This window comes from Desulfobacter vibrioformis DSM 8776, assembly GCF_000745975.1.
GTDB lineage: Bacteria > Desulfobacterota > Desulfobacteria > Desulfobacterales > Desulfobacteraceae > Desulfobacter > Desulfobacter vibrioformis.
Window position 1 is genome coordinate 56,568 of the sequence record NZ_JQKJ01000022.1, and the last position, 11,254, is coordinate 67,821.

Annotated in this window: 8 protein-coding genes; all 8 read right to left on the reverse strand. The window is 44.6% G+C overall.

Translation table 11 applies throughout. The annotated features are described in order from the left end of the window. Positions 1-8 precede the first annotated feature (8 nt). A complete protein-coding gene (locus Q366_RS14170; protein ID WP_035240137.1) occupies positions 9-3,014 on the reverse strand; it encodes a type III restriction-modification system endonuclease in 3,006 nt (1,001 codons plus the stop codon). 87 nt (positions 3,015-3,101) lie between these two features. Continuing rightward, on the reverse strand, positions 3,102-4,208 hold the full coding sequence (locus tag Q366_RS14175) for a virulence RhuM family protein (RefSeq protein WP_084691839.1): 1,107 nt from the start codon (positions 4,206-4,208) through the stop codon (positions 3,102-3,104). Further along, entirely contained in the window at positions 4,208-6,079 is a 1,872-nt protein-coding gene (locus Q366_RS14180; protein WP_035240138.1) for a site-specific DNA-methyltransferase, read from the reverse strand. Before Q366_RS14180 ends, Q366_RS14175 begins: the two co-directional genes overlap by 1 nt. 30 nt (positions 6,080-6,109) lie before the next feature. Continuing rightward, positions 6,110-6,889, reverse strand: coding sequence for a DUF4391 domain-containing protein (locus Q366_RS14185; protein ID WP_035240139.1), 780 nt, complete (start codon positions 6,887-6,889; stop codon positions 6,110-6,112). Beyond that, positions 6,879-9,671: a DEAD/DEAH box helicase gene (locus tag Q366_RS14190; protein ID WP_245619969.1), complete on the reverse strand. Its 2,793-nt coding sequence runs from the start codon at positions 9,669-9,671 to the stop codon at positions 6,879-6,881. The genes Q366_RS14185 and Q366_RS14190 overlap by 11 nt, the downstream gene beginning before the upstream one ends. A 443-nt stretch (positions 9,672-10,114) precedes the next feature. Continuing rightward, on the reverse strand, positions 10,115-10,312 hold the full coding sequence (gene mads1 / locus Q366_RS14195) for a methylation-associated defense system helix-turn-helix domain-containing protein MAD1 (protein ID WP_035240141.1): 198 nt from the start codon (positions 10,310-10,312) through the stop codon (positions 10,115-10,117). A gap of 364 nt (positions 10,313-10,676) precedes the next feature. Then, on the reverse strand, positions 10,677-10,937 hold the full coding sequence (locus tag Q366_RS14200; RefSeq protein WP_035240142.1) for a DUF2442 domain-containing protein: 261 nt from the start codon (positions 10,935-10,937) through the stop codon (positions 10,677-10,679). 8 nt (positions 10,938-10,945) lie between these two features. After that, positions 10,946-11,254 (reverse strand): DUF4160 domain-containing protein (locus Q366_RS14205; protein WP_245619970.1); only part of this gene is annotated, 309 nt, incomplete at its 5' end.

The window sequence follows — 11,254 nt, forward strand, 5'->3', positions numbered from 1 at the left end:
CCTTTTGATTAAACGTACTTCCCTGAAAATTCCTCAAATGCATTGGTCACGGCGAACTCAACCTCTTTGCCCAGAGCCTTGAAGTGTTCCCTGCCGCATGCAATTTTGGCTTTTTCAGTTGGGCGTAATGCATCGGTGAACAACGTACTTTTTGTCTCAACAACAAAGTAGAGTTTATCTTTGCCATCTATCTCAATCAGCACGGCCCAGTCCGGGTTATAGGTCCCAAGTGGGGTGTCGATTTTGAACCAACCCGGGAGCTTGGCGTACAGTTTAATGTCGTCGCTTCCTTCAAAGGCAGTGGCAAATTCCAACTCTATATCGGAATCGTAGACCACATGGTCAAAGACTGATTTCCGGCTTTCAACCATGTTCTTCTGCAGATAGCCAAACAACTCGTTGTCGCTGAACAGTTCCTGAGCGTAAAAATGATCATCACCGATCTTATGATATTTAATACCGTCGACCACAAAGAGGCGCATCTGGTGCTGGATAATGGTCGATACCTGCTCGATGAATTTTTGCGGATTGTTCTTAAATGACTCAAGGCGGCCGCTGTTGTTGATAATTTTAACGATTGTCCGGCGTGTCAGATTGGTCTCGTTCTGGAGATAGGTGATTAGATCCGGCAGATCAAAAGATCGTGATTCATAAACGCTGGCAGTTTCCTGAACCTGCTCTGCGTGAACGCCGCCACGGTCAATCTCGGCCCTGGCCTTTCGATAAATAAACCTGGCTTTTCCCACCTGCAGATTCGCGTTGATCTCTTCAGCGCATTTTGTGGCAAGAGCCTCCGCATCAAAATCCACCCTGAAGGTGGTCTTGTACTTGATTCGGTCCCATAGTTCTTTAAACTCCAGACTTAAAAATACAGCTTTATTCAGCTTTACCTTTTTCTTGTCGTCACGGTTCTTGATGTTGAGATTTCCGGAAACTTTTTTCAGCACCGCAGCAATTTGCGAGGCGTACGCTTTGAATTCTTCAGGCAATTCCAGCTCGCCGCTTTTCAAGGCTGTTTTCAAGGCGTCTTGAACTTTGCCTTTGCTATCAATGTAACCGGCGGTTTTCAGGTGACCCCACAGTTTTTTGGAGGCCTCGACACCGAGGTATTCGTTGTTGTAGTCGTCAACCGGGACAACGATGTTGGCAAACAGATGCGCTTCAACCACACCGAATTTAATGCCCTCTTCCTGCTCAATCTCTTTTTGTAGTTGCTCGGCAAATTTCTCATAGGATTCGTTGGCCATAACTGTGAGGGTATTGACCTCAAAACCATGGACCCGCTCACCATCCTGATTGACACATATACGCAGACCACGACCGATTTCCTGCCGTTTCTTGATAACGGAATTGGTTTCGTTGAGCGTACAGATCTGGAATACGTTGGGATTATCCCACCCTTCTTTTAGTGCGGAGTGTGAGAAAATGAACTTAAGCTTTGAGTCAAAGCTGAGCAGTTTCTCTTTCTCTTTCATGATCAGGTTGTAGGCACTCTCATCCGCTGCAGTCTTACCGGAGGCATCCTTCAACATTTCCTTGCCGGTAGCGTCTTTCTTTTTATCGACAGCAAAATACCCGTTATGCACACCGGCAGCCACTGTATCCAAGTCGGCCCCTTCAAAGAGGGTGCTATATTTAGGTTTGCGGATTGCCCGAGCATACTCCTCTTCAAACATCAAAGCGAATTTGCCCTTTTGCGGATTGCCATCCTCGTCGTACCAGCGGTAGTTGGCAACTTTATCGATGAAAAATAGGCTGAGGACCTTAATATTCAGAGGCTGCAGACGCATCTCTTTATCCAGATGCTCTTCAATGGTCTTGCGGATCTGCAGGCGCTTGTATTCATCCGGATCGACTTCACCAATGGCCTGACCCAGTTTCAGGATCTCAGGTTTGCTGGTGAAGCTGATGTATTCATTGCCTTTTTCGCAATAGATATCCTCGATGATGTATCCATCATAAATATCACGGCCATTGCTGTACTTTGCTTCCAGCAGATCCGCACCGCTTGAGACCACCACGGCCTTGCGTTTGATGCTTCCGTTCTTCATGCGGCAATCAATCTCTATTTTAGCGGTGATCGGACTTTTCTTGTTGTTTACACTCAAGAGCTTTATATAGGCCTTGTTATGGCCGTCTTTGACTTCAACCCCGGCAACTTCAATCTGCTTGACCAACTTCTGCTCATATGCATCAACCGAATCCAACTTGTAAAGCATGTGGTGCTTGTCGACATGAGTGGCAGAATAACGCAGCGTGCAGAGCGGATTGAGTGAACGGATAGCCTCTTTACTTTTTGAAGTGGTATCCACACTCTGAGGTTCATCCACGATAACAATCGGGTTTGTTTCCTGTATGTATTCAATCGGCTTGGCCCCGGTCATCCGGTCATGGGAACGGTGGATAATGTTCGCCTTGTTCTCCTTTGCCGGATCAGTGAAGCTCTTTCGGAAAGCATCGATGTTGATTACCATGATTTGAATGTCTGGGCTGGTGGCAAAGTTTCTTACGTCTGAAAGTTTGCTGGAATCGTAGACAAAATAATCGACACTGACATTATTATACAGCTCTTTGAAATGCTCTGCGGTAATCTCCAATGACTTGGCAACACCCTCTTTGATGGCGATGGACGGCACGACAATGATGAATTTAGTGAAGCCGTAGAGCCTGTTCATTTCAAAGATGGAGCGCAGATAGACATAGGTCTTTCCCGTCCCGGTCTCCATCTCCACAGTCAGATGAATGCCGTCCTTGGAGCTGAAAGCATCGGACGGGGCCAGTCCGTTCTGTAGCTGTATCTTGCGGATGTTTTTGTGGATATCCTCATCCAGTAGCTTCAAGCGGTTACCAATACCCAGATTGTTTTCCATGCCGGGAATGGCTTGTTGGTCCGTGTACTGCAAAGGCGCCACGGTAAAGTTGGTCTGACACATTTCCTGACCTTCAAACACACCGGCGACAGATTCTATAGCCTGCTTCTGGAAGTCCAGATTCGCGTCAAATTGAATTTTCATACTGTACCTCCATGATTTACCACAGAATACACGGGAGACACGGAGAGCTTTGGCATCACGAATAAACACAAATTTAAACGAATATCTTTATTCATGGTCACCACCCTTACCTTTTGAGACTGATAACTGTTTGATCATTTTGTCGAAGTCGGATTCAATGCGCTGGATCTTGTTGAATCTCTCGTATTCCGCGAAGGCTTTCTCTTCAGCCTTTTTACGAGAAATGGAGCCGTAGCCTTCAAGGATCTGATATTCGTTAAACTCCAGGAAGCGGTTCACGCTTTCGGCAAAGCTTTCCATGGTAAAGGTCGTGCGGTTCTCAATAATCCGTTCAATGTAATCAAAAAAGGCAGTGACAGCCCGTTCCAGCTTTCTGATTTCATCTTCTTGTAGATAATTCTTCCCGATGGTCGTGTCTGATTTAAGCACTCGGCCGTCCGGTGCATTCTTGTAAGTCATCATTCCCATCAGCGGTTTATCGGCATCCGCATTCTGATAGATGATTTCCGCTGATGTATGTCCGGTGATAGCGAAGTGGAATTTATCCTGCACATGGGCATAAAAATTACGGGTGATTTTCGACGTGGGATCATAGTCGATACTGCATTCGGAAAAAATGTCGGTGATCTGCTGATATATACGGCGTTCAGATGCCCGGATGGAGCGGACACGCTCCAACAACTCACGGAAATAGTCCTTGCCGAAATATCGACCATTCTTCAGCCGCTCATCATCCATGGCAAAGCCCTTGGTGATGTATTCTTTTAGTAACTGAGTGGCCCAGATACGGAACTGAGTGGCCTTGGAGGAGTTTACCCGGTAACCGACAGAAATGATGGCGTCGAGATTGTAAAATTTAACATTACGCGTCTGAGTTTTCCCCTCAATGGCACCGTGCTGAGTGGTATGTTCCAAAATGGAACTAACCACTTTTTCCTCCAGCTCACCGGACTCAAAGATGTTCTTCAGGTGCTTGGTGATGGCTGGGCGTTGTACACCAAAAAGCTCGGCAATTCGATCTTGCGTCAGCCAAATGGTCTCGTCGTGCAGGATACACTCCACCTTTACCTGTCCATCTGGAGCAGTGTACAGCAGAAATTCCGTCATTTCATCTCGTGTGGTCAACCTACGTTCTTCTGTGTTTCCTGTGTGTTCCGTGGTTACCGTCTTTTTTTGTGTCTTTTTGTGGTTCATCACAGGCTCCTTACATCGACAATGCCGGCTTGTTTTAGAATCTGAACCGCATTGGTTTTAACCACGTCATCTTTGAAACCGGAGTCCTTGAATACCACGCGCATGATTTCCGGATTAAGCTCATCTTTCAGCATGGCAATGCCTTCGACTACCTCAAGGGAAATGGCATCTGATAGGCAGATGATCAGAGCTCCCATACCGATATCGAATACCTTTTGACCGGCAATGACGTGTTCCGTGATAGGCAGTGTGAGGTCCAGGCCGTACTTAAGCAGGATCTCATAAAGAACATCTTCCTCACGGCGGTCGGATTTGATATTGGAGATAAAATCTTCGAGGGTGTGCTCCGTCATATCAAAGTCAACTTCCCACGGTTTGATATTGGTGGAGTCGAGTTTGAATACCTTGAAGCCAAGGTCGACATCGTATTCAGGATTTTCTTCTTTGATTTTTGTGGCAGACCGACGGATGCGTTCTTTGCTTATTTCGGCGATGTTTTTGTAGCCGGATTTATATGCATAAGAACTTTCATTACAGACCTCTGGCAGCTGCACCAATATGAATTTATTTGAACAAGTTAAAGCCAAATTGTAGTCTATCAATGCTTGCGCTGAAGCACCCGAACCAGCAAAAAAGTCTAAGAAAATATTATTGTCAGACGAATTGAATCCAATTTCTAATAGCTTATATATAAGACGTGATGGTTTTGGAAAATCAAATATCTTTGCATTGCCGAATAGCTCTACAAATTGATTTGTTCCATGTTGGGTATATATATCGTCTATTATCGTAAATGGTTTTGTCTTACGGATTTCACCACTTTCATCCTTGAGGTACTGCTTAGATGACAAAATCCAATTTCCATCCTTATCCTGAGAAAATTCAATCTCATTCCTTTCAAGGGCGACGTCAACTCTTTCTTTGCTCCATCTCCATTGCCTTTTTGGCCAAACTGTATCACCATTTGGTGTCCTTATTGGAAAATTCAAGTTATCCCTATCATCAAAACTCTTCATTGCTTCTAGTGGATGAGTTCTGTATCCACCTTTCTCAGAATAGAACTCATCTTTGTTTTTGTAATAGCGATCAATAGACTCTGCTGGCAACGGTATGTATAGATTATCAAGAGATTCTTTTGATTTCACATACATCAATGCGTATTCATGCAAGGCTACTAAAAACTTTTCTTTTGCCCCACCGCCATAGCGTTTTTTCCATATAATAGGATCTACGAAGTTTTCCTCGCCATAAATCTCGTCACACATTTTCCGAAGATTGGAAACTTCATTATCATCGATACTGATAAAAATTACCCCATCATCCTTCAGCAAATTTCGGGCAAGCTTTAGACGCGGATACATCATATTCAACCAGTCTGTGTGATAACGTCCGCTGGTCTCGGGGTTGTTGGAGAGATTACGCCCCTCACCATCAACTTGACCAGTGATCTCCTTATAGTTTTTGATGTTGTCCTTGAAGTTATCTTTATAAACAAAGTCCTTGCCAGTGTTGTAAGGCGGATCGATATAGATCATCTTTACTTTTTTGTGATAACTCTTCTGCAGGAGTTTGAGCACTTCAAGGTTATCGCCCTCAATGAAAATATTCTGCGTGCTATCCCAATCTACCGACTCTTCCTTGCAGGGACGCAGGGTGCCGGTGCTGGGGGTCTGGGCAATCATCCGGGCTTTGCTTTTACCGTTCCATGTAAAGCTGTAGCGTTCATCGCGATCGTCCACAAACGCACCAAGTACTTCTTTCAGTGCATCAAAGTCGACCTTGCCTTCGGTGAAGGCTTCCGGAAACAGCTCTTTCAGCTTGCCCAAGTTTTCGGCTACGATGTCCATTGTTTTACCATCCATTTTTTCCATGATTAAACCTCTTTTGTTACAGGCACCGATTTATAGCATTTGGGCCAGTTGCTTGAGCTCTTGTTCAAATTTCTTGATTTGTGTATTCAACTCCACCTGCCGGTTAAAGGCCGCTTTTTTCAGCTGCCCGCGTAGCTCCGACATTTTTGATTCAATTTCCCGGCACCGTGTCAACCGTTCGAGCCGATCCATAGCTTTGCCGATGGTAAAGATCCCGGATAACACCGAGCATTCGTATCCGGTAAAACGATCCGTCCAGGCATTGTATAAAGTGCCATAGGTTTGAAGCGGCATATTACTCCATGCAAGTGATGCGAGAAAATCATTTTCATTATCGTTTAATGCCTCACTATTCATCCAGCCGGTGGTATAGAAACGCTCGGCAACAAAAGCGCCATGCTCGGCCTGACTGAAACGCTTAGGTGCGATGCTCAGGGCTATATCTCCGCTTTCGGTATAGAAGCCCAGCATCAATGGATACGGAATGACCCGGTGGATAATTTCTGCGATTCGTTTGTGGCTACTTTTCTTATTTTTCTGGGGGGAATTCATTTCAACCTGTAGAACCGCCACCTCAAGGTATTCCCGTTCATTGTCTCTGTAAGGAAGAATCGGACAGGTTGATGTCTTTAGGGTATATTCCCAATACACGTTTTGCACGTTTTCCCGAAACAGCTTTTTATCACTGGCGACAAGTTCACCACTTTCAAGAAACTGCTTTTTAGGAACGCGTTTGCCCAGCAGGGCCGCCTCTGGAAAGGAGATGGCATTCCAGATATTTTTAATGGCGGCCTTTTTATTATCCGGCATCGTCGGCCTCCTCCCCCAGAAGGATCAGGTAGTTGACCACTTCAAAGTCATCCATGCCCTTAAAGCTGTTTTTATTGATTACAGTCCCGCCGGGAGAGAAAAGACTCTCTACGCCACGCTCTTCAGCCGCACCGGTCAGGGCCTGCACTGCTTTGGAAAGCAGATTACGGTAGTGAGACATATCGGAACCATTGCGTGTCAGGCCGGAAAGCCGGGTTGTGGCTACGCTATCAACGGACTTTCCATGGATGCTCATCTTTTTCAGCCGATCCAGAATTTTCTTGGTCTGGGTGAACTGTAAAAGAACTGAACCGTCGTTCTTCACATAGACCAGATAGAAAGGCGATAATGCATAGGTGGAGTCTGAAACGGTTTGAGCGCCTTCATTTTTGAGGCAAAAAATCACTCCGGGTGAGAACTCATCTTGTAAAGAGTCGTCGATTATGGCCACGGCATATCCGCCATAGGGTATACGCTCAAGCAGGTTCTCATGCTCTTTTATGTAATCGCTGAGATCCATACGAAAATCGTTCAAAGTAAGGTCGGTGATGGAGATGCCGCCCTCGACATCATCGATATCGACGACTTCATTTTGAAGTTTTTCGAGCTGTTTACGGCGGTATTCGAGGTCATTCATTTTCCCTGAATCGGTAAACTCAATGACATTCTCTTCACCTGTGGCTGAAATATCCAGCAGAACCATGCGGCCGGAAACGCGGGCCTCAAGATTGATGTATTCATCCAGCTCCATGTTGGGCCAGAAGTTCACCAGTTGGATTTTGTCATTTTTCGAGCCCAGTCGATCAATACGGCCAAAACGCTGAATGATCCGAACCGGGTTCCAGTGAATATCATAGTTTATCAGGTAATCACAGTCCTGCAGATTTTGTCCCTCTGAAATACAGTCCGTGGCAATCAGCAGATCAATCTCAGCCGTAAGAGAAGCATCGATCTTGTCACGTTCTTTTGAAACGGGGGAGAAGGAGGTGATGATTGAGGCCAAGTCTTTGCGTATGCCGGACATCTCGGTTTTGTTTTCACCAGAGCCGGTAACCAAGGCAGCATAGACGCCAAGCTCCCGCTGTGCCCATTTTGCTGTATTTTTGTACAGATACTTGGCGGTGTCTGCAAATGCGGTGAAAATGATGAGCTTTTTGTTGTCCGGATTAATCGGATGGGTGACTTTGTAATGAATGAGCTCTTTCAGTTTTCTGAGTTTTTCATCTTGCGGGGCCTTAACTGACTGTGAAGAGGCAATCAGTTTTTCCAGAATCACCCGGTCCTCCTCAAGCTCTTGCTTCCAGCGAACCGTGTCCATGTCCTGAATCAGGACTTTGACTTTCTTCCCGACAACAAAAGGAGAGAAAGCGTCATCTTCAATTTCAATCTCCTCGACATCAAACTCTTCAACCGATGCGTTGTTGTCATGGTCTGCAATTTTTTGAATCAACCCTGTTACTTCACCGAGCAGCTTTTCCAGCGTCATGGTAAAAGAGTTGATCGAACTTTCCATTCGCTTGAAAAGGTTAACCCGCATCAAATGAATCAAGCTCTGTTCGCGGTCGACCTGTCTGAACACGGAACCGCCAGCAACCTTACGGTCATACTTGCGGCTGTACCCTTCAGCTTTCTGCGGCAAAACATATTTCAGCGGAGCATAGGCGCTCAGATTAAGCAGCCTAATGTCCCTGTTAATACTTTTAAGGGCCGGGAAGCGTCCCTCAGTATCAATGTCTGCCTTGATATTGATGGGTTTCAGCCTCTCCGGAAATTTTCCGATTTCCGTCACATCATAATATCTTTCGATATGTTTTCTGGAGCGGGCAATGGTCAGAAGATCCAACAGTTTGAAATAGTCAAAATTCAGCGTGTCCAGTAAGGACTCTGTGGTTCTATCTTTTTCATCTTGCTTCAGCCATGAATTGAACCGAGCCTGGGCTATTTTTAACGTCTGCTCAATACTGGGTATCCCATTATCCTTTAACGCATCGTCTTTTCCTTCAATAATGAAGGCCGTTTGGTTCTTCAGATCGTTCATCCGGTTGTTTACCGGCGTTGCTGAAAGCATCAATACTTTGGTTTTTACACCAGCTTTGATGATCTCATTCATAAGCTTGGAATAGCGGGTCAGAGAATCATCTTTGCGGGCCGGGTTGTTTCTGAAGTTATGCGACTCGTCGATAACGATTAAGTCGTAGTTCCCCCAGTTCAGGGTTTCTAAATTGATCTCACCGGACATCCCTCGAACGCGGGTCAAATCAGTATGATTGAGAACATCATAATTAAACCTGTCCGATGCCATGATGTTCCGTTTGTCATTAACGGTATATAAGGTCCAGTTCTCCCTTAGCTTTTTGGGGCACAGAACCAGAACCCGGTCATTGCGGAGTTCGTAGTATTTGATAACCGCCAGGGCCTCAAAGGTCTTACCCAACCCCACGCTGTCTGCGATGATGCAGCCATTGTAGCGTTCAATTTTATCGATAGCGCCAAGAACGCCATCCCTCTGAAATTTGTATAGCTTCTGCCAGACCTGTGTGCTCTTGATTCCTGTCTGGGTCTTGATAATTTTGTCCTCATCCAGTTCACCGATAAAATCCCTGAAGATATTAAACAGAGTCAGGAAATAGATTTGTTGGGGAGTTTTATCGGAATAAACAAGGGCAAGAGCGTTCTGAAGAATCGCTTCAAAATCATTGTTATTTTTTCCGGAAGCCCACAGTTCGTCAAACCACTTGATGAGCGAATGTGCCTCACCAGAACTGCGAAAGCAGGTGTTCATATGGTGGGACTCAGATGAAACCATACCTAAACCGTCAGTGGTGAAAGATGAGCTGCCCACAATAGCGAGGTGCTCATCATTCTCGGTATGAGATAAATGAATAAGATTCTGATGAACCAATGAGGGTAACTTGCGGACTTCACATTTCTGTTTCAGCCATTCCGAGCATTCCCGTGCGATGCGAGTAACATCAAGCCGATTCCGAAGACGACGGTCCAAGTGATTTCCGGGCAGGTTTTTAAAAAAACTCTCCCCATCGCCATAATTTGGTACAAGGAGCCTAAACTTAGAAACCTTTGAAAGTTCCTTTTTCAATTCATCGTAGGCGTAAAGAGAAAACAACGCGGAAACCACTGAGAGTGTGCATCCGGCCGAAATATTTCCTTTGAGCTCGGAAACAACATTTCCCAGAGCTTTGTTATCAAGTATTCCCCCAGACTGTTTCACTGATCTTCACCATCTTTAGAATCACGTGCTTTCCCGGCACGGACCCAAATATCGACTTCATCTTTCTTAAATTTCCAAAGACGGCCGATTTTGTGGGCAGGCATTTTCTTTTTGTTTATCCACGTGTAAACCGTATCTTTGCTGACACCCAGATATTGAGCAATCTCCTCGACTGACAACCAACGATCTTCCATTTTTTACACCTTTGAAGATTATAGGGTCAAATGTTTTAGTTTGTCTTTTTACACTGTGTCTGTTTTTTGTCAATCAGGTTTAGTTGGGTTTAATAAGGTTCTGCATGAAATATTGGCACGGATAGTGGAACCGAACTTTGGCGTTTTCCAAAATTAATCCACTTTTTGTTATTTGATACCTCAATATAAAATTTGCCAAATCATGCTGAGGTGTTTGAGGTGAGGACTATGTCCAAGGTAAGGAACGTTTTTAGGCAAACAAAAACCCCGGACTATCCCTGTAATTCAAGTGTGTTGAAAAACATTATAAATCGGATTGTGTCATTGATGACTCTATATTCAGGAAACTGATTGTTAGAAGCAATTAAGCGTTTGAAGGGTTTTCAGAAATTCCGTTTTTCCATAATTCATATTCACTAATATCAATCATATCATTCCAATATACAGCATATCCGCCTGGCTCCACTTTAACGTTTCTGAAAAATGCCTGATTTTTAAGAGGTGAAAACATTTCATTAGTTAACAGCCTGCTGATATTGTATTTTTTTACTTCTCCGTTAACAAATGTAATAACGAGAGTATTTTGATCTGCCACGACTGCAGTTTTTATTTTAGGTACAATCATTTTTAAAATCACTCCAAAGGTGGTAATTTTTTAAATTCTTGAGTTTCCCAGATTGTCTTCAATTCAGCCTGATATTTTTCAGCCCATTCCAAAACTAATTTCCTGGCCCTTGGCGGAAGATCCCCTTCAATCACGTTTAAAGAGTTGATATCGAAAAGTGCGAGGTATTCACCATACACAGCATGAAAGTGTGGTGGTGAATGGTCCCCAAAAAAAAGTTTTATAATGATCCCGTAAAACCTGGTAATTTCCGGCATTGCAACGTCCTGTCTTATGTTAACCGTTTTCGGTAATGATACCGCAAAAAGACCTCTTTT

Excerpts from the sequence above, each read along its gene's own strand:
- Q366_RS14170 (WP_035240137.1), bottom strand. The coding sequence starts at position 3,014 with ATGAAAATTCAATTTGACGCGAATCTGGACTTCCAGAAGCAGGCTATA.
- Q366_RS14175 (WP_084691839.1), bottom strand. The coding sequence starts at position 4,208 with ATGAACCACAAAAAGACACAAAAAAAGACGGTAACCACGGAACACACA.
- Q366_RS14180 (WP_035240138.1), bottom strand. The coding sequence starts at position 6,079 with ATGGAAAAAATGGATGGTAAAACAATGGACATCGTAGCCGAAAACTTG.
- Q366_RS14185 (WP_035240139.1), bottom strand. The coding sequence starts at position 6,889 with ATGCCGGATAATAAAAAGGCCGCCATTAAAAATATCTGGAATGCCATC.
- Q366_RS14190 (WP_245619969.1), bottom strand. The coding sequence starts at position 9,671 with ATGAACACCTGCTTTCGCAGTTCTGGTGAGGCACATTCGCTCATCAAG.
- mads1 (WP_035240141.1), bottom strand. The coding sequence starts at position 10,312 with ATGGAAGATCGTTGGTTGTCAGTCGAGGAGATTGCTCAATATCTGGGT.
- Q366_RS14200 (WP_035240142.1), bottom strand. The coding sequence starts at position 10,937 with ATGATTGTACCTAAAATAAAAACTGCAGTCGTGGCAGATCAAAATACT.